We start from the raw sequence: 19,981 nt of genomic DNA on the forward strand, positions 1-19,981 counted from the left end.
AAAACGTGTGGAAAACGGATTATGAAAGAATCGCGGTTTGTAAATAGGAATAAATCAAAATGGGCGGAAATGGAGAACGTGGGACGTTTGAACACGGATACGCTTGCCTCTAATTACGTGATTTTGTCTGATGATCTTTCTTATGCCAAAACTTTTTACCCGGGAAGCGACGTGGAGAAGTATCTGAATCAGTTAATATCTGTTTACCAGATTAATATATACGGCAAGGGTGAACAGTCCGAGAGTAGAGGGATGTTGACATTCTGGGGACACGAGTTTCCCTTGTTGCTTTACCGGGAACGACGGACTTTATTGTTCGCGTTGCTTCTCTTTTTGTTCTCGGCATTAATCGGGGTGTTTTCCACGGCACATGACGAGAGTTTCGTGCGTTCTATTTTGGGAGATGCTTACGTGGAAAGAACGATCAGTAATATTGAGAATGGGACGCCAATGGGTATTTATGCTTCCGGGGACGAGTTGGATATGTTCGTGATGATTACCACGAACAATATAAAAGTGTCGTTTGTCGCCTTTGTTTTCGGTATTCTTTTCTCGGCGGGGACTTTGTGGATTCTTTTCACGAATGGTTTGATGGTCGGGGCTTTCCAGTATTTTTTCTTCCAACAGGGATTGCTGTTACATTCGGTTCTTTCGGTCTGGGCACACGGGACATTCGAAATTACCTCTATTATTATAGCCGGAGGAGCCGGGTTGGTTATGGGGAATAGTTTCTTGTTTCCGGGCACTTACCGACGGATGTATTCATTTAAAGAGGGTGCGTTGCGGGGTATAAAGATTGTCACGGGATTGATTCCTTTCTTCGTGATTGCCGGATGGATTGAAAGTTTTATCACGAGATATGCCGATAGTTATCCTGTCGTGGGAGCCGCGGCGATTATCCTTTCGCTGGGTGGCGTGATCGGTTATTTTATTGTTTATCCTTATTACTTACATAAAAACGAATTGCATGGAAAAGATTAATTTGAGCGTGGAACGTTCTTTTTCGGACTTGATAACAGCAACTATAAATTTTATGAAACAGGAGTTCGTGCCTTTTATTCGGGCTTTCGCGGTGATCGGGTTTCCGGTAATTCTGTTGGTTGTGTTTTTAATGAAGGATTTGTTATTGGGTGCGCTTGATATGACTTATAATCCGCAACAATATCTGGGAACGACGGATGCTTTCGGGAATATGATGATTAATTCCATGATGACGGGACTTTTTGCCATGATTATGGTGGCGTGGGTGCAACTGTTCTCCATTTGTTATCTTCGGGTATATTGGGATCATTACCGGGGAGGGGTGGAGGAACGGATTACGATTAACGAGGTATTTGCCATGATGATGAGAAAACTAGGAATCTTTATCGTATGGTCGCTTTTTTATATGATTATCGTGGTTGTGGGATGTCTTTTTCTGATTGTACCGGGGATTTATTTTGGGGTGGCTTTGACTTTCGGGACTTATTTGATTATTATCAAGGACAACGGCTTTGATGCCTTGATGTCTAGGGCTATGGCGATCACGAAGGGGAACTGGTGGCGAACTGTCGGTTATGCCGTGGTTTTGCAGTTATTGGTGGGAGTTGTTGCTTATGTATTCAGTATACCTTATATGGCATTGACCGTAACTTCAGCGTTTACGGGGGAAATGCCGGGAATTTACGAGGTGACGTTCACGCTGTTACTTTCTTACTTGGGAAAATACACGCTACACACGATTGTGTTTATCGGGCTGGGGATGTTCTTCTTCTCCCGGTCGGAAGAGATGGAACATACGACATTGTTGAGCCGGATAGATGAATTGGGAACTCGACCTGAAAATAAAACGGATGAGATGGCTGACTAGATATATTATTCTGTTTGTACTGGTTTGCTGCCGGGGAACGATGCTGGCGGAAGAGGTGACGCGTTCCCCCGGTGCCAATTTTCTGGAAAAATATAGAAATGACGCTAATTTCGATTACGAGAGGGATATGTCTGCCGCTCCCGGGTTGTGGGATTGGATTAAACGTTGGATTTTGGAACGGTTGTTCCGGATGAAATGGTCTGATTCTTCTTCACAGGTCATGGATATCGTGTTATATATTATCTTGATTCTTTTGGCGGGCGGTTTGATCATTTTACTTATAAAATATCGGAAGAGTTTGGTTTTCAGAAAGAGGGGAGAGGGACTTTTTGCCGCGGATACGGGAGATTATAACGGGGAGCAGGACGGGGATACTTTTTCCCGGATGTTGGTAAAGGCGGAGCAGGAAAAAGATTACACGCTCGCTGTCCGGGTAAGTTATTCCGGGTTGCTTCAAATTTTAGATGAGAAGCAGGTGATTCGTTGGGAAGCTTCCAAAACCAATCGGGACTATGTTTACGAGATACGTGACCGGGAATGGAGCCGGACTTTTGAAGATCTAAGCCGTATATTCGATCACGTTTGTTACGGGGAATTTCCGGTCGACGAAGAGGCATACCGGAATATCCGGCAATATTTTATAGACTTCAGAAAGGAGGTGGAGAAATGAAGCGTAGGCAGAATTTGTGGATCATCCTTCTCGTGGTAGCGCTAATGACGGTCTACACGATTTACGAGGCAAATAAGCCGCAACCCGTGGATTGGAGTATGAATTTCTCGGTGGATAAGAAAGGACCTTTCGGGACTTATATCATGAAAGACGCCTTGCCGTATATGTTCCCAGAAGGAAAGACAACGGTTTCACGGGTTTCCCCGCGAGAGAGATTGCGTCTGAAAGATAGTGATGAACCGGAAGTATATTTCTTCGTGAACCGATATTTTAAAAATGCGAATGGAGAGGCTGATATTCTGTTGGATTACGTGGGAGGGGGAAACACGCTTTTTCTTTCGGCAGAATATATACCGGATACGTTGTTATCTGTCGCGGGAGTAAAAGAAGTACAGGATTTTCGGGAAGGGAATGATTACATCCGCGGGTTTGGAAAGGCATATCCTTTCCGGGTAAAACACCGGTATTTTAAATTGGAAAAATCATTTGCCGGGGAAATACTGGGATACGTGGATACGGTAACGATGCCGAATTTTATCCGTCTGCCTTATGGTGAAGGGGTGCTTTACCTGCACGTGAATCCGGTCGCTTTCACGAATCTTTATTTGTTGGATTCTTTGGCGGGCGATTATTACCAGAAGGCACTGTCTTTTCTCCCTGCCGATCTGAACGCGATTTGGGACGAGTACCAGAAAAACGAGCGCAAGGGACAGGCTACTCCTTTCCGGGTACTTCTTCAATATCCGGCATTGAAATGGGCGTATATATTATTGTTGCTGGGTGGCATTTTGTACGTGTTGTTCCGTTCAAAGCGGGAGCAACGGTACATTCCTGTCATTCGTCCCCCGGAGAACAGAACGTTGGAATTTGTCGGGGTGGTGAGTTCCCTGTATTATAAACACCGGGATCACGTGGCGATTGCTAATAAACGGATAGATTGTTTCTTGGAGGAAATCCGGTATTACTATAAGTTACGGACAGATGAATTAAACGCCGAGTTCGCGGTATTATTGGCGGAACGTTCGGGAGTACCGAAAGAGGAAACGGAGAAGTTGGTGAACTTGATTTTGTTGATCCGGAAGACAGAACACGTGAACGAAGAGAAGTTACGAGAATTAGTGAAATATATAGAGTTGTTTAAAACTAAAAGATAAAAGCATGGAAGACCAGATAAATTTTGAGTCCAGAATTGACTTCACGAGTCTGCACGAGAAGGTTGCCCGGATTCGGGAACAAATGGGCAAAGTGATTGTCGGACAGCGGGAAGTGGCGGATTTGTTGTTGACGGCGATGTTGGCTGACGGACATATTCTGATCGAGGGGGTACCCGGTATCGCCAAAACATTCATGGTGAAGGTCATGTCCCGGATGCTGGACGTGAATTTTAACCGGATACAGTTTACGCCGGATTTGATGCCGAGCGATATTTTGGGGACCTCGGTATTTATTCCCGCGACAGGACGTTTCGAGTACCGGAAAGGACCGATATTTACCAATCTTGTTCTCGTGGACGAGATCAACCGTGCCCCGGCAAAGACTCAAGCGGCTTTGTTCGAGGTGATGGAAGAGCGGCAGATCACGAATGACGGGGTAGAATACAAGATGGACTACCCGTTTATCGTGGTCGGTACCCAGAATCCGATCGAGCACGAGGGGACCTATCGGTTGCCGGAAGCACAATTAGACCGTTTCCTGTTCAAGATAAACGTGACTTACCCGTCCGCGGAGGAAGAGGTTGAGGTGCTTGAATTGCATGACCGTGGAGCAATCAAGGCTTGGAACACGCTGGAACCCGTGCTGAATGTCAATATGTTGCGGGAGTTGAGGGAATCCGTGTCTCAAGTGGTGGTTGATCCGAAGATCAAAACGTTTATCGTGAATATCGTTTACGCTACCCGCAAGAGTGGCTGGTTGTATTTGGGGGCTTCTCCGCGTGCTTCTATCGCTTTGATGAATGGAGCAAAGGCTTTCGCGGCCATCCAAGGAAGAGATTTTGTGACCCCGGATGACGTGTTGCAACTGGTGGCTCCCGTGTTGCGGCACAGGGTGCAGCTGTCTTCCGAGAAAGAGTTGGAAGGTGTGACAGTCGATCAGGTTATACAACAAATCGTTTCTAAAATAGAAGTACCAAGATAGTGCGAGTATTTAAAGATACATATCTGACCGGGCGTTTTTTCACCTGTTTGCTGTTGGGCATTTTTGCCCTCGTGATGGCTTATGTCTTTCCTTTACTATTGATATGGGTGGCGGGGGCTTTGCTCATGTACGCGGTGATGGTGTTATTGGAGTTGATAACCTTGTACCGTTATAAACAAGGATTCGAGGCTTCCCGTGTTGTTTCGGACAAGCTTTCTAACGGGGAGGAAAATCCCGTTCGTGTCGAGGTTCGGAATCGTTATCCCGTGGGGGTGCATTGCCGTTTGATAGACGAGATTCCTGTAGAGTTCCAGAATCGGCATATTTCTTTCTCTTTAAATATGATGCCCGGCGAGCAGCAGGGAATAAATTATACTTTGCGCCCAACCAAACGGGGCGCATACGGGTTCGGCAAGGTTCGGGCTTTTATATCTACCCGTTTGTCGCTGGTGGAAAGGCGTTACTCTTTTGATTTGGAACGGGAGGTTGCCGTTTACCCGTCGTTTATGATGATGCACCGGTACGAGTTAATGGCTTACGGGAATTATCACCCGGAGAATGGTGCAATGCGTACCCGTGCGTTGGGGGGAAATATGGCGTTCGAACAGATCAAGCCTTACGTGGTGGGGGATGATCCCCGTACCGTGAACTGGAAAGCCACGGCAAAGCATAACCATTTAATGGTAAATACTTACACGGAGGAACGCTCGCAACAGATTTATTGCCTCGCGGATAAAGGTCGTACCATGCAATCCCCCTTTAACGGGATGACGATGCTGGATCATGCAATTAATATTATTCTGACATTGTCCAACGTGATATTGAAAAAAGGTGATCGGGCAGGATTGATCTCGTTTTCCAATACTTCCCGGAATTGTGTGAAAGCGGATAATCGGGTGGGACAATTGAATAGAATCAGTGAATCCCTCTATCGGTTGGAAACACATTATCAAGAGTCGGATTTCGAGAAATTATATATTTCGGTTGTCCGACAAATCCCGACACGTAGTCTGTTAATCCTTTTTACCAATTTCGACACCGTAACCGGAATGCAGCGTCATCTTTCGGCTTTGCGACGACTGGCGAGCCGACATTTGGTATTGATTGTTTTATTTGAAAACTCGGAGCTGAATAAAGCTTTGGAACGTCCTGTACGTGGTGTCAAAGATGTCTATTTCGAAACCATTGCCGCCGGATTTGCCATGGAGAAACGACAAATGGTGCGGGAATTGAGCCAAATGGGTATCCGAGTGATTCTTTCCAAACCGGAAGCCCTCACCGTGAACAGTATCAATAGTTATTTGGATTTGAAGGAGCGGAAGCTGATATGATGCTTCCGCATTCTCTATTTTTCTTTCGTTTCCTCTTCCGAGAAGATATCAATTTTTGGGTCTTGGAATGTTTTGTTCGTGGTGTGTTTATCCAGCGTCAGCAAGAGTGACGGGAGGAGGATCAAGTTGGAAAGCATGGCGGCGAGCAAGGTGATCGATACTAGGATTCCCAGTGCGACGGTTCCCCCGAAATCGGAAAGGGCGAAGATGCCGAAGCCGAAGAACAGGATGATAGCGTTGTATATCATACTTTGTCCCGCTTCTTTCAAGGCCAACACTGCGGAGGAACGGATACTCCAGTTCGTTCCCTGCAATTCCTGACGGTATTTGGCCAGATAGTGAATGGTTCCGTCTACCGAGATTCCAAAGGCAATACTGAATACCAGTATCGTGGATGCTTTGATGGGGATTCCGAAATACCCCATGATGGCAGCCGTGATGATTTGCGGGATAATATTGGGGAGCAATGCCACGAGTACCATACGTTTGCTCTTGAACATCCACGCCATAAAGAGGGCAATCAGAAGAATGGCCAAGGCAAGTGAGGTAAAAAGGTTGAATACAAGATATTGGGTTCCTTTAAAGAAAATGATACTTGAACCTGTCACTTTCACCGTGTAACGATCACTTGGAAAATACTTCTCCGCGATTTCATACAGTTTAATTTCTTTTTCCTGCATTTTCTTGGTGCCGATGTCTTTAATCCGGAAACTTAACCGCGTTCGCTGGAGAGTGGAGTCAATAAATGAATTGGCTTGGTTACCAAGTTCTCCCGTGGATTGTGAAGCGTATTTCAGGATGAAATTCTTCGTCATATTGGTCGGAAGTTTGTAATAAGTCGGTTTGCCGTTATAAAAGGCTTGATTGGCAAACTTGATTACTTCCACGATAGAAATAGGCTTGGATACATCTTCATCTTCGGCTAATTCTTTGGAGAGTCTATCCAGTTTTTCGAGATTAGGTAAATTTAAAACCTGCTTTGGTTTTTTGAAATCGACAGTTACTTCCAACGGCATCAGTCCGTCAAAATTCTTTTCAAAAAAGGAAAGGTCTTGACGAATAGGATCTGTTTCTTTCAAATCATCCACCATATAGCCGGTAGATTTTATCATGGATATCCCTATTCCACCTAGAATGACTATCACGATAGCTATGGCGTAAACTACGTTTCGGCGATTTAGAATAAGTTGGATGACACGATCTATTGTATTATTTACTAATTTGTTATGCAGATGTTTGATTTGTTTGCTATCCGGGGCAGGCATAAAACTGAATCCACAGGGAATCATGATGAGGCACACGAAGTAAACAAAGGCGATACCGATAGATGCCGTGATACCGAACTCTACCAGAATTTGGCTGGAAGTCACGATAAACGTGGCAAATCCGGCAGCCGTTGTCAAGTTACTCAAGAAAGAAGCGTTTCCGATTCTTTGAATCATGCGTTGCAATGCCTTGATTTTGTTACCGTGTCGATCGTATTCCGCGTGGAATTTGTTAATCATGAATACCAGATTCGGTATACAGATCACGATTAATAATGGTGGAAGCATGGCGGTCAGCAGAGTAATTTTAATCCCCAGCATAGCCATGACGCCGACCGTCCAACTCACGCAAATCAGTACAATCAACAAGCAGAAGCCGATAATCCGGAACGACCGGAAAAACAGGTACAAGATGCACGTGGTAATCAGCAAGGACAAGAAAATGAACATGTACATTTCTCCCTTGATATTCTCGGCATTGATTACCCGGATGTAAGGCATCCCCGAATAATGCATCTGTATGTTATATTTCTTTGAATACTCTTCCGTGATTTCCAACACATCCTTTACCAGTCCTACCCGTGCCGGAGAATTCATCACATCGGCGGAAACCGAAATCATCATCCCGTAAATATCTTTCGCCTTGTTAAAAAGCGTCCCGTCGTAGAAGGGTAAGTTTTCAATAATATTGACAAGGCTGTCCAGTTCCTTCTGATCTTTGATACGATTCGGAAAAATGGGATGAATCTCGAATTTTTTGTTGAGAGTGTCCTTTTGCAAGTTATATGAATGCGTAATATCCACTAGGGCAATGACTCCATGCAAAGCCTTTAAACTATCACACATGGCAATCCAGTCATTCAACTTATCCAACTGGTAGAAGTTCGAATCTTGAACGGCAAAAACCATTACATTGCCTTCTTGACCGAATTTCTCGTGAAAATCAATGTAATCCAGATAGGCGCTATCTGTGGCTGGTAGCAAATTGGCATATTCGTAAGACATTTCCACTTTTGGAATTTGGAATCCCATGAAGATGGTTATGATCAAGATCCCTGTAATAAAGGCAATCCGGTTACGAAGAAGAATCCCTGCTATCTTAGTCCACATGATATATTTTATTGTTTACGCATTTGTAGGCAAAAGTAGGATAAATGTGGTTAATCTTTAAAGAGTTTGGGATTTTTTTTGTGCCGATTAGCATCTCTTGCTGTTTTTTTGGCAAAATTATTGTTTATGGCCTCGTTCAAATCCACCCCTGTTTGATTTGCCAGACACACCAAGACCCACAACACGTCGCTTAGTTCTTCGGCCAAATTATCTACTTCTCCTTCTTTATAGGATTGTTCCCCGTACTTCCTTGCTATCACCCGGGCTAATTCCCCGACTTCTTCCACGAGAATCGTCATGTTCGTCAACTCGCTGAAGTATCTGACTCCATGCGTCTTGATCCATGCGTCTACTGCTGTTTGTAATTCCGCAACATCCAAAGTGTTATAATTTTAAAAGTGAATTAATTTGAAAGTCCCAAAAATAGTCATTTCATTTTTAAATTTTGGATTTGCTATCAATAATAATAGTCACCGGACCATCATTGATGAGTTCTACTTTCATATCTGCACCGAATTGACCGGTTTGCACCGGTTTATGAAGTTCTTGGCTTAATACCGAGACAAATTTTTCGTACAAGGGAATCGAGATTGCCGGTGGAGCGGCGTCAATATACGATGGACGATTGCCTTTTTTCGTGCGAGCCATCAGTGTGAATTGGCTGACGGCGAGGATTTCACCACTCGTTTCTAAGATGGATTTGTTCATTACTCCGTTTTCGTCATCGAAAATACGAAGGTTCACTATTTTGGAAGAGAGCCACGCGATGTCTTCATCCGTGTCGTCAGCTTGAATGCCCACCAATATAAGCATTCCTTTTCCTATGGAAGAAAACAATTGTTGCTCGATCGTGACGCTGGCACGTGTAACTCTTTGAATAACTATTTTCATTTAAATTTGAGTTTTAAAATTTAGAGTGAAATATATGAATTTTGTTCATATACTCCACTCTAAACTTTAAATTTTAAATTCTAAATTATTTATGTCTTGCGTACAATTCTTTGATAGATTCGGCAAGTCTTCTCACACCTTCGATGTTCATTTCCTCGCTCATGTACGAGAAGTTGATACGCATGGTGTTTTTGCCTTTACCGTTCACGAAGAACACGGTTCCGAGAACGAATGCCACGTTTTTCTCGATGGCGATCTGGAACAATTCTTCAGCGTCGTATCCTTCCGGCAAGTTCAAGAACAAGAACAAACCACCTTCCGGACGAGTCCATGTAACACCTTCCGGCATGTATTTTTCGAAAGCACCTAACATGGCCTCCAGTTTCTTGCGATACATTTCAACGATATTCTTTACGTTGGCATCGAAGTAGTTCTTCTGGAAGAATTTCACCGTGATTTTTTGCAAGAACGCGGAAGTACAAAGGTCTGTATTTTGTTTTGCTTTCACGAAGTTGTCGATTACCATCGGGTGAGCGAGAACCCAACCCATACGGAATCCCGGTAAGAAAATTTTAGAGAAAGTTCCCAACGTGATCACGTTACCTTCACCCTTGTCCAGATCATACAACATACGTTGCGGTTTACCCGTGAAGCGTAATTCGCGGTAAGGGCTATCCTCGATAATCAAGATGTCGTATTTCTTGGCAATGCTCAGGATTTCCATTCTTCTGGCCTCCGGCATAGTCATACCGGCGGGATTCTGGAAGTCCGGAATCAGATAAATAAATTTCGGTTTTTCACCTTTAGCCTTCATTTCAGCCAAAGTTTTTTCCAATTCCACGGCACTCATACCTTGTTCATCTTGAGGGATTCCTACGCCAACGCCGCCGTAAGAGTTGAATGCACCTAAAGCACCAAGATAAGAGGGCAATTCGCAAATATATTTATCTCCGCGATTCAAGAAAAGTTTACCAACAGAGTCCAATCCTTGTTGAGAAGAAGTGGTCATCGTGATATTTTCTTTGGTAACAAAACTTAATCCTTGGTCACGATAACGTTGAGCCAGAATTTCCAATAATTCCGGAACACCTTCGGTTGAACCGTATTGACAAGCGGCAGCACCATCCGTGGCGATTACTTCCGCGGAAATCTCCTGTAATTGTTCTAACGGGAAAGATTCTTTGGCGGGAAGTCCCCCGGCGAAAGAAATGATTTCCGGTTTTTGAGTTAACTTTAATAACTCCCTGATAGCAGAGCGCTTCATTCCTTTGGCGCTGTCTGATAGAATTTCTTTGTAGTCGCTAACCATGTTTATCTGTTTTAAAGTGAATATACGCTGTTATGTATTTGTGTTGCGAAGTTAATAATAAGTTTTTGAAATAAAATTTTTCATATCAATTTTTTAATAAAATCGATTGCAAAACTTTCAATTTCGATGTTTTAAGGCTGTTTTAGTAATAATTTAATTTTTAGACAAGCGGAGATAACGAGTGATACACACGGGAATAAAGGTTATTAGTGTCAGCTGTGTGTTTTAAAATATAACAAAATAGCATACTTTTCGACAATTACATCTTAAAAGTGACTCCGGTAAAGAAATAAAATTCATACCTTTGTCTCAGGTAATTAATTAAAAAGGTGTGTATGAGAAAAGTTTTATCTGTTTTGGTAGCCGGAGTAATGTTCGGAGCCTGTTCCGACGGCTTAAAAAGTGACCTTACAAAGGAGGATGTTTCTCGTTTTATTACAACGGAAGAATTTAATGTTCCGGTGAAGGACGGGAAAGTAACTATAGTAACCGTGGGAGAAGATACGGTAGCCATTGGGTATTCGGAGTTTCCGATACTTGTTCCTAAAGGCGTGCAGGCAAAAGTTTCTTACGTGGATAAGAATGAAGATCTTGGGGGAAGAAGTTTGTCCAGAGGTTTTGATGATAAATTCCCGAATATTGTAGGAGAAAATCAATTCCGATTGTTTCAAGTGATTTGTTTCGAGGATTCTTGGGTGGGTGACTATGATTATAATGATCTCGTGATTCACGTGAAATACCAGCAATCGGGAAACATCTTTGGCTTCGGGGTACAACCGGTTGCGTTAGGTTCTACAAAAGAGATAAAGTTGGGATGTGACGTTTATAAAGGAAGTAAGCAAATCTTCAGTGGCCTGATCACGAAAGACAAGACTTGCCGAAAACAAATGTTCAATTACGGGAAAGAGCAGGATGACAAAGAGTATGAGGGGTTTCTCAATGTCATGTTCAATGAAGTAAATTTTGACCGGAATAGAACCTTTCTCGGTTCCACGATAAGAAGTTGGGATATATCCAAGATTAACGGGGAAGGGGCTATGAGAGTAGAATGGTTTATTGAAGTGGACGGTGGGACTCGAATATACGCTTTATCCGTGAATCACTTGAAAGAATCTTTGGATAAGGATAAATTGCCTTACGGTTTGGTGATTACCGAAACGGGAATGCAATATAAAGACAAAAACAATCAAGTGTGTGGTAAAGATTGGTTTAATTACCCGCAAGAGATGAAACATATAAAAGACGTGTATCCCGAAATTTGGGAATGGATGAACGGGAAGGGTGAATTTGACGGGAAGATTTATGAAAACGGACGAGAGATTTGTCCGGAAGGTGCTTTTAATGCTAATGAACTGGGAGTGTACGTGATAGAAGATGATTCCGGTGTATTGAACAACGGACGGCAGAATTAGGGGAGATTTGTCGGAAAATGATTGCACGATGATGGAGAACTTGGTGAGGATCTTTTTTCATAGCAAAGCTATCGGCAATTTGGCTGGTAGCTTTTTTTATACTTGAACGGATTTATATATGTATTTGAGGCTTTTCGAAAAAAATGACTTGAAAAGTTGTATTGGAGAGTTGAATCTGCGGATTTGTGAATTGAAAATATTATTTGGAACTAACGTTTTTTTCGATTAGTTTTGCAATTCGATTAGGAGCCCCTGTAGTTCAACGGATAGAACGGAAGTTTCCTAAACTTTAAATGGCAGTTCGATTCTGCCCGGGGGTACGGTTAGACTTGATGGTGTTTTGCTGTCAAGTCTTTCTTTTTAAAATCCAAAGATGATAAATTGTAAGTTTTTGCGCAGGATTGCGATAGCCCGTTTATAATGTGTTTTTGCGGTTGATTCGGCGATATCCAGCTCTTTGGCGATAGAAGGGAGAGTCTTGTGTTCTACTGCGTGTTTTAATAGCACCTCTTTTTGTTTTTCCGGTAATTGGGTGAGGATTTGATTCAAACGGCGATGCAGATTTTCGTCCGGTTCTTCGTCCGGGAGGTTAGAAAAGAGAATGGCTTCGATCATCTTGTCTTGGTTATTGTCGTGAATTTTAAGATCACGGATATATTTCAGACAAGCGTTTTTGACAATCGTGAGCAAGTAAGCGATGATATTACGGTTTTCATTGTATTTGTCCAAGTTGCACCATAACGTGAAGAAGGCTTCCTGTACAAGATTTTCCGCTTCATCCCAGTCGTAAAGGTAACGCATGGCGTAATGTTGGAATTTTGAGAAATATTCCAAGTACATGACACGAAAGGCTTCTTCATCTCGCCTTTTGATTCTTTTTCCAAGTTCATTGATATTTATTTCTTCGTTCATGTGAAATGGATTTTGATTACAAATTTATTTATATTCTCGATTCTTTGACAAAAAAGATAAAAATATTGTCCCCCGTTTTGGAGTTGTGTGGATATTATACTTGAAAATTGAAACACGGATATATGAAACAGGATGAATACATAGATTGGAGTTTACTCGTGCGGAGCATGAACGGGGAGCTGTCAGAAGAGGAAAAAGCATCTTTTGAAGAATGGATGACAGACTGGAAGCATCGGGAGTATTATGAACGGATGGTTGCCGAATGGAATGAGGATGTGGTACACGAAACGAATATGCCGAGAGTCATGTTGCGATTGGATAGCATGTTGAAAGAGCAGAAACGACAACGGCGTTTGACTTTACGTCGGAAATGGTTGGGTTGGAGTGCTGCGGTTGTGTTATTACTGGGTATCGGGGGAATATTTATGATAGAGAATCGGGCAATAGAGGAGGAAAATGTAACGGTTGCAGAGATTACCCCGGGGGAGAGCAAAGCAATTCTAGTACTGGCTGACGGGACGAATGTAAACTTGGATAAAACGACAGACACGGCTCGATTGGCGATAGGGGTGGCGGAAATTATACGAAACGAGGGAAAAATCACTTTCATGGGGGATGGGGAGGCAGGTGAGTTGGCGTACAACACGGTTATTATTCCCAAGGGGGGTGAGTATCATGTGGTATTGAGTGACAAGAGTGAGATTTGGCTGAATGCGGATTCGGAATTAAAATTCCCCGTGAATCTTAAGGGACGGGAACGTCGGGTGATTCTTTCGGGAGAAGCGTATTTTAAGGTGGCGCATGATACGGAACGTCCGTTTGTGGTGGAAACAGATTTGGGAAATGTAAGGGTTTACGGGACGGAATTCAATGTGAAGAGGTACATGGGGGAAAAGGAGATAAAAACTACTTTGGTGGAGGGAAGCGTGGGATTTTGCAAGAAGGACGACAAGGAGAATTATATAAAAATCAAACCGGGGTTCCAGATCAGTTATGAAAATGGCGGGAATCCGGTTGTTCAGGAAGTGAAGGTTGATAACGAGATTGCTTGGAAAAGTAAACAATTCCGTTTCGAACGTTGTCCTTTGAATGAGATCATGAATGATGTCATGCGTTGGTACAACGTGGATATCTCGTTTAGTGATGAGACGTTGAAAAAGTTGTATTTCACGGGGACATTGAATCGTTATGCCAAAATTGAAACTTTATTACGCTTTTTTGAAGAAGGGTGTGATATTAAGTTTGAGATAAAAGGCCGGAGTATTGTGGTTATGAAAAGATAAAAAAGTACGAGTCGTAAGTTTGGCGACCTAAACTCGTACCTCTAACAAGTTTCACATTAATGTTAACATGTAAACAATCAAAAGTATGAAAAAAAATCGGTTTGACAGGCAAGGTATTCCTGTTAATTTAAGAAAAATGTTTTCGGGCATGAAATTACGCGTTGTTTTCATTCTGTTATTAACGTTTACTGTTTCGAGTGCCATTTTGGCGCAATCGAAAACAGTAACGTTGAACGTGAAATCGGAACCGCTGAGTGATGTTCTGATTTATATTAAGGATGCGACGGGAGTACAGATTATTTTTAACGAGAATCAATTGGAAAAAGTGATGTGTGGTCCTGTGTCATTGAAAGATGTTTCGGTAAAAGAGGCTATTGATGCTGTGTTGAAAGGGAAGGGTTTCTTTTGCGAGGTGCTTGACGGAGTTTATGTTATAAAACGAGAAACGAAAAAAGAAGAGGTGAAGAAGTTGACGATTACCGGGAAGGTGGTCGACGTGCAGAATAATCCGCTTCCGGGAGTGACCGTGCGTATCAAGGGTACGACGTTGGGTGTTGCCACGGATGTTGATGGAAATTATTCTATCACGTTGACGGCCGGACAGGAGAAACCGGTGCTGGTCTTTTCGTTTGTCGGCATGACTTCGAAAGAGGTCGTATATGCAGACAAGGATGTAATTAACGTGACATTGGAAGATGAGACCTCAGAGATTGATGAGGTCGTGGTTACCGGTATCTTCAAGAAAGCGAAAGAAAGTTATACGGGGGCCGTTTCAAGCATTACTTCAGAGCAATTGAAAATGTACAAGGGACAAAACGTGTTGCAGACATTAAAAAATATTGATGCATCGTTGAATTTTATGGTGAATAATGCGGTCGGAAGTAACCCGAACGCTATTCCTCAAATCAATATCCGGGGTAATTCTTCATTGCCCGTGAGCGTGCAGGAGTATAACGAGAGTGCATCTAATGCTGTTAATACTCCCTTGATTATCATGGATGGTTTCGAGATCACGCTGGAGAAATTGATGGACTATAATGATGATGAGATTGAATCGATCAACATATTGAAGGATGCGGCGGCCACGGCTATTTACGGTTCAAGGGGATCGAACGGTGTGATCGTGGTAATTACCAAACAACCGGAGGCAGGTAAATTGAGGATTAACGCGGAGATTGGGATGGATATCGAGGCGCCGGATTTAAGTTCTTATGACCTGTTAAATGCTGCAGAGAAGCTTCAGTTGGAAAAGATGTCCGGGTTGTACGAGTCTTCTTTACCGGGAAATGACGTGAGATACACGGAAAGATATAACAAGCGTTTGAAGGCTGTACTTGCAGGGGTTGACACGGATTGGTTGAGTAAGCCTTTACACACGGGCGTGGGATCTCATTATAATTTGCGAATGGAAGGGGGAAGTGAACAATTTCGGTGGAGCGGTTCTTTGGCGTATAAAAATGTAGTCGGGGCGATGAAAGGTTCTTCCCGGCGTAATTTCAATGGTTCGATCACGTTGATGTATACGATTGATAATTTGATTTTCAAGAATTACACGTCTTACGGGATGAATCGGGGACGCGAAAGCAGGTATGGTTCGTTCAGTACTTATGCAGAACAACAGCCGTATGATGCGCCGTATGATGAGAACGGTAATCTCGTGCGTTATTTTGACGGTTTTCGTTATAGTGATCTGGATAGGCAGAATCCGTTGTATGATGCCTCGTTAAATTCTTTTGATAAAACGGGATATCAATCATTGACTAATAATTTCTCGATCGAGTGGAATATTATGGAAGGATTGATGCTGAGGGGGCAATTAGGTATTTCCAGCACGGATAATAGTAGTGATTATTTCTTACCGGCAGAGCATTCTTATTTCACAACCGGGGATAAAAAAGCGGAATATGCCACGGATGAAGGTTTTTTTCGTAGAGGGTTATATCGCTACGGAACCGGGAAAGAGTATAGTTACAGCGGAAATGTCACGATGACGTATAATAGAACTTTTGCGGAAAAACATCTTTTGTCCGTGGGTATTGATTGGTCATTGGCGGAGACTCAATCTCGTTCGTATAGTTTTGAGTTGGAAGGATTCTCGAGTGAAGATATGAGTTTTCTGGGGAATGCCCGACAATATATGAAAGACGGGATTCCTAACGGATTGAAAACAAGTACCCGCCGTTTCGGGTTGACCGGGAACGTGAATTATATTTATGACGGTCGTTATTACGTGGATTTGGCTTACCGGGTTGACGGTAGTTCCACGTTCGGGAGTGACAAGAAGTATGCCCCGTTCTGGAGTTCCGGTATCGGATGGAATTTGCATAACGAGTCTTTCTTGCAAGGTCATCCGGTAATAACCATGCTGAGGTTGAAGGGGTCTTACGGTGAAACAGGTTCGCAGCAGGGGTCATCTACCGGGGCATCGACAACTTACAAGTATTCCACGGATAACAAGTATATGAATTGGAACGGGGCGATTCTGCAAGGATGGGGAAATCCGAGGTTAACGTGGCAAAAAACGAACGAGTTGAATGTAGGCATGGAAGTTGGTTTGTGGGCAGGGCGTTTGAAAGGTGAATTGAACGTGTACACGAAAAAGACTGCAAATCTTCTTTCCAGTATGGATTTGCCATTGTCCATGGGTTACTCTTCTTATATCGCGAATGTTGGGGAGGTGAAGAATAATGGTTGGGAGTTGGCTTTGAGCGGGTATGCTATTCGTGATTATGAGCGGGAGGTTACTTTGATGTTTAGCGGGCAATTGGTATATAATAAGAATCGTATCACGAAACTTTCGGAGGCGATTAAGGCGCAGAATGAATTGTATTTACAAGAGGACGTGGACGTGAGCAACTTGTTCTACGAGGGACGCCCGCAAAACGCTATTTATGCTGTTCGTTCTTTGGGGATTGACCCAAGTACGGGTAACGAGATTTTTCTTGATAAGGACGGAAATATCACGGATACTTGGAAGCCGTCGGATAAGGTGTATTTGGGTGCGAAAGAGCAGAAATACCGGGGGAACGGTAGTATCCTGTTCATGTGGAAAGGGTTGACGGTGAATGTTGCCTGTTCTTATTACTGGGGAGGTAAAGCGTATAATGAAACTTTGTTGAACAAGGTGGAGGTGACAAAAAATACCTTGACTAGCCAAAATGTGGACGCCCGTGTGCTAAAAGCCCGGTGGTTTCAAGCGGGTGACGTGACGTTCTTCAAGCAACTGAGTAATACCCAAACTCGTGCGACATCCCGTTTCGTGATGAATGATAACGTGTTCGAGATATCTTCTGTCGGGATACAATATCGTTGGGATTCTCCTTGGGTTCAGAAATATACTCGTGCCGGTTCTATCACTTTTGGCGTGAATATGTCTGATATTCTGCATTTGTCATCCATTAAAATGGAGCGCGGAACCAGTTACCCGTATGCTCGTAATATTCAAGGATATATTAAGTTCTTATTCTAACATGTAATATTAAAAACTGTATTTATGAAAAGATTATATATCATAACGGTAGTCATGGCTTTGTTTTCCGTTTCCTGTAATGATTGGTTGGATGTGCGGCCGGACACGGAACAGAAAGACAAAGACTTGTTTACCACGTACAAGGGATTTCAGGATGCTCTCACGGGTTGTTACATGAGTTTAGCCGGTCAAGATATTTATGGGGAGAGATTGACAATGTCTAATATCGAATCATTGGCAAATCTTTGGTATCAATTCCGTAATTCGACTCGTTACGAGGATAATGATTTGATGGAACATAATTACACGAGTGATTATTCTAAGGCCGCGATCAAAACGATATATGCCGGGTTGTTTAACGTGATTGCTCAGGCTAATATGATTATTAAGTACGCCGAGAAAAATGGTGATGTCATCGAAGATCCGGCGGCTCGTGCCGTGATTACGGGAGAGGCTTACGCCATCCGTGCTTTTTGTCAGTTGGATGTGCTTCGCTTGTTCGGGCAGATGCCGCAAGGAGCAAGCCAACAAGTTGAATTACCCTATTCTGAAACTACCTCTATTGACGAAATGCCTGCTTACTATGGTTTCGATGCTTACGTGGCAAAACTAGAAAGCGATTTGGTTAAAGCGGAATCTTTCTTGAAAGATAGTGATCCGGTGTTTCAATATACTTTCTCCAACTTGAATTCTGTAAGCGGGAATGAATTGAATGACAGTTATATGTATTATCGTCAAGCTAGAATGAACTATTGGGCGGTGAAAGCAATTCAAGCTAGAATGTACCTTTATTTGGGAAAAAAAGAAAAGGCTTACGCGTTGGCGAAAGGAATTATAGACGCCAAAGGTGTGGATGGAAAACCTGTCATGACAATGAGTGGCGAAACGGATATCGCAAAAGGGTATAAGACTTGTCCGTCCGAATGCCTGTTGTATCTCAGTAAATATAACGTGAAAACCTACTCGACGGAATTTTTGCTTGGAAATCAGACAGACGTGCAGGTTGGTTCGGGACATTTGGTTGTCTCCCATTCGATGTTGACAGATTTGTACGCGGGACAGAATACGGGTTCGCATAACAGATATTTGAATTGCTGGAACCGGAACGTGAAAGATGCGTCGGCTAGCCTATATGCGGCGATCACGAAGTATTATTTCGCGGATGATGCTGAAAATCAAATGCTGTATTATCAGATTATTCCGATGTTGCGTATGTCCGAAGTTTATTTGATTGCTATGGAAACATCTTCCGATTTGGATGAGATAAACGGGTGGTATACGGATTACATGTTGGCTCATAACGTGGTGTTGAATGAAGCGGGATTTTCTTCCTTGAACGATGTTCCCAAGGAGATCGTGAACGAGTATCGCCGGGAGTTTTATGGAGAGGGGCAGATGTTCTATACCTACAAGAGAACCGGAACGGCAAGTATGCTTTGGGGTAATGGGACGGCTGACGAGAAAGTATATATTCTTCCTTTGCCGGAAACCGAATATAATCCTAATTCTCAAATAAAGTAAATGATTATGAAACAGTTGATAAATATAATGATCGGTTGTATCCTACTTTTGGGGATGAGTTCTTGCGAAAAAGATTTGCCGGTGTATAGTACGTCGGATTGCTGGTTAAATTTCGTTTATTACAATTATGACGGAACTATCGTGGAAACGGAAAAGGTTACGGACGAGATGAGATACGCCTCGTATTCATTCGTGTATGCCGGGGAAGATGTGGACGTTGATACGGTTTGGTTCAAAATATCAACGATGGGTTTCGTGTCGGATGAAGATCGACCGTTGGAGTTGGAGCAGGTTCTTACCGGGCAGAATGATGCGAAAGCGGATGTACATTATGTCGCCTTCACGAATGAAGAGTTGAAAGCGAAATACTACATCATCCCTGCTCGTAAAACGATAACGGAAATTCCGGTGGTTGTAAAAAAGGATCCTTCATTGGAGAATGGAGATGTCACGTTACAATTTACATTCAAGGATAACGGTTATTTTAAACCGGGATATGCGGGATTGACTGTCCGTGTGCTGTCAATCTCTGCAAAATTGACGAAACCTTCGGTATGGGAGGAATATTATTGTGATTATTCATTTGGCCTTTACGGAACAGAAAAACATCGTTTGATGATAGAATGGACAGACGAGAAATGGGATGACGAGTATATCAAGGAACTGATGGAGGGTGACAGTGCTTATGTCGATTATCTGGCAGGATGGTTTGCTCGGAAGTTAGAGGAAGAGAATGCCAAAAGGATAGCGGAAAATAAGGAACCTTACAAAGAAGAAGACGGTACCCCGGTAAGTTTTGAACCGAAATCTTGGAATTGATAAT

General features: G+C 43.0%; 16 protein-coding genes and 1 tRNA gene. 12 read left to right on the forward strand and 5 right to left on the reverse strand.

From position 1 onward, the window contains the following. Nucleotides 1–21: 21 nt before the first annotated feature. The 6 genes from Q5866_RS00990 to Q5866_RS01015 are packed head-to-tail and all read left to right on the forward strand — an operon-like array spanning nt 22 to nt 5,986. A complete protein-coding gene (locus Q5866_RS00990) occupies nt 22–981 on the forward strand; it encodes a stage II sporulation protein M (RefSeq protein WP_303178177.1) in 960 nt (319 codons plus the stop codon). Continuing rightward, a complete protein-coding gene (locus tag Q5866_RS00995) occupies nt 968–1,849 on the forward strand; it encodes a hypothetical protein (protein WP_303178178.1) in 882 nt (293 codons plus the stop codon). The genes Q5866_RS00990 and Q5866_RS00995 overlap by 14 nt, the downstream gene beginning before the upstream one ends. Then, on the forward strand, nt 1,833–2,519 hold the full coding sequence (locus Q5866_RS01000) for a DUF4129 domain-containing protein (RefSeq protein ID WP_303178180.1): 687 nt from the start codon (nt 1,833–1,835) through the stop codon (nt 2,517–2,519). Before Q5866_RS00995 ends, Q5866_RS01000 begins: the two co-directional genes overlap by 17 nt. Next, complete coding sequence (locus tag Q5866_RS01005) at nt 2,516–3,673, forward strand: hypothetical protein (protein ID WP_303178182.1); 1,158 nt, start codon at nt 2,516–2,518, stop codon at nt 3,671–3,673. The genes Q5866_RS01000 and Q5866_RS01005 overlap by 4 nt, the downstream gene beginning before the upstream one ends. 4 nt (nt 3,674–3,677) lie before the next feature. Then, nucleotides 3,678–4,655, forward strand: coding sequence for a MoxR family ATPase (locus Q5866_RS01010; protein WP_303178184.1), 978 nt, complete (start codon nt 3,678–3,680; stop codon nt 4,653–4,655). Then, the gene (locus Q5866_RS01015; protein ID WP_303178186.1) at nt 4,655–5,986 is read left to right on the forward strand and encodes a DUF58 domain-containing protein; all 1,332 of its coding nucleotides are present in this window, start codon (nt 4,655–4,657) and stop codon (nt 5,984–5,986) included. Before Q5866_RS01010 ends, Q5866_RS01015 begins: the two co-directional genes overlap by 1 nt. A 14-nt stretch (nt 5,987–6,000) precedes the next feature. On the opposite strand, the gene Q5866_RS01020 is transcribed toward Q5866_RS01015, so the two are convergent. The 4 genes from Q5866_RS01020 to Q5866_RS01035 all read right to left on the reverse strand — a co-directional run bounded on the left by Q5866_RS01020 (nt 6,001) and on the right by Q5866_RS01035 (nt 10,561). Further along, nucleotides 6,001–8,361, reverse strand: a complete 2,361-nt coding sequence (locus Q5866_RS01020) for an RND family transporter (protein WP_303178187.1) — start codon at nt 8,359–8,361, stop codon at nt 6,001–6,003. Nucleotides 8,362–8,411: 50 nt separating this feature from the next. Continuing rightward, on the reverse strand, nt 8,412–8,741 hold the full coding sequence (locus tag Q5866_RS01025; protein ID WP_186974856.1) for a nucleotide pyrophosphohydrolase: 330 nt from the start codon (nt 8,739–8,741) through the stop codon (nt 8,412–8,414). A gap of 58 nt (nt 8,742–8,799) precedes the next feature. After that, complete coding sequence (gene dtd, locus Q5866_RS01030) at nt 8,800–9,252, reverse strand: D-aminoacyl-tRNA deacylase (RefSeq protein WP_303178190.1); 453 nt, start codon at nt 9,250–9,252, stop codon at nt 8,800–8,802. A gap of 85 nt (nt 9,253–9,337) precedes the next feature. Next, the gene (locus Q5866_RS01035; RefSeq protein WP_099291296.1) at nt 9,338–10,561 is read right to left on the reverse strand and encodes a PLP-dependent aminotransferase family protein; all 1,224 of its coding nucleotides are present in this window, start codon (nt 10,559–10,561) and stop codon (nt 9,338–9,340) included. A gap of 335 nt (nt 10,562–10,896) precedes the next feature. Between Q5866_RS01035 and Q5866_RS01040 the strand changes: the two genes are divergently transcribed. Together Q5866_RS01040 and Q5866_RS01045 are read left to right on the forward strand one after the other, a co-directional pair. Continuing rightward, nucleotides 10,897–11,973: a hypothetical protein gene (locus tag Q5866_RS01040; RefSeq protein WP_303178192.1), complete on the forward strand. Its 1,077-nt coding sequence runs from the start codon at nt 10,897–10,899 to the stop codon at nt 11,971–11,973. 248 nt (nt 11,974–12,221) lie between these two features. Further along, nucleotides 12,222–12,293, forward strand: a tRNA-Arg gene (locus tag Q5866_RS01045). 40 nt (nt 12,294–12,333) lie between these two features. Here the strand turns inward: Q5866_RS01045 and Q5866_RS01050 are convergent. Then, the gene (locus Q5866_RS01050) at nt 12,334–12,885 is read right to left on the reverse strand and encodes an RNA polymerase sigma factor (protein WP_099291294.1); all 552 of its coding nucleotides are present in this window, start codon (nt 12,883–12,885) and stop codon (nt 12,334–12,336) included. 122 nt (nt 12,886–13,007) lie between these two features. Between Q5866_RS01050 and Q5866_RS01055 the strand changes: the two genes are divergently transcribed. The 4 genes from Q5866_RS01055 (at nt 13,008) to Q5866_RS01070 (ending at nt 19,977) form a co-directional block, all read left to right on the forward strand. Beyond that, nucleotides 13,008–14,168, forward strand: a complete 1,161-nt coding sequence (locus Q5866_RS01055; RefSeq protein WP_303178195.1) for a FecR family protein — start codon at nt 13,008–13,010, stop codon at nt 14,166–14,168. 85 nt (nt 14,169–14,253) lie between these two features. Beyond that, nucleotides 14,254–17,637 carry a SusC/RagA family TonB-linked outer membrane protein gene (locus Q5866_RS01060; protein WP_303178197.1) on the forward strand — a complete coding sequence of 1,128 codons (3,384 nt, stop codon included), beginning with the start codon at nt 14,254–14,256 and terminating at the stop codon, nt 17,635–17,637. Between the two features lie 24 nt (nt 17,638–17,661). Next, nucleotides 17,662–19,158, forward strand: a complete 1,497-nt coding sequence (locus Q5866_RS01065; protein ID WP_186974852.1) for a RagB/SusD family nutrient uptake outer membrane protein — start codon at nt 17,662–17,664, stop codon at nt 19,156–19,158. A gap of 6 nt (nt 19,159–19,164) precedes the next feature. Continuing rightward, nucleotides 19,165–19,977 (forward strand): DUF4843 domain-containing protein, encoded by an 813-nt coding sequence (locus Q5866_RS01070; protein ID WP_303178200.1) that lies wholly within the window; start codon nt 19,165–19,167, stop codon nt 19,975–19,977. Nucleotides 19,978–19,981: the final 4 nt, after the last annotated feature.

Source organism: uncultured Butyricimonas sp., assembly GCF_959596855.1.
GTDB lineage: Bacteria > Bacteroidota > Bacteroidia > Bacteroidales > Marinifilaceae > Butyricimonas > Butyricimonas muris.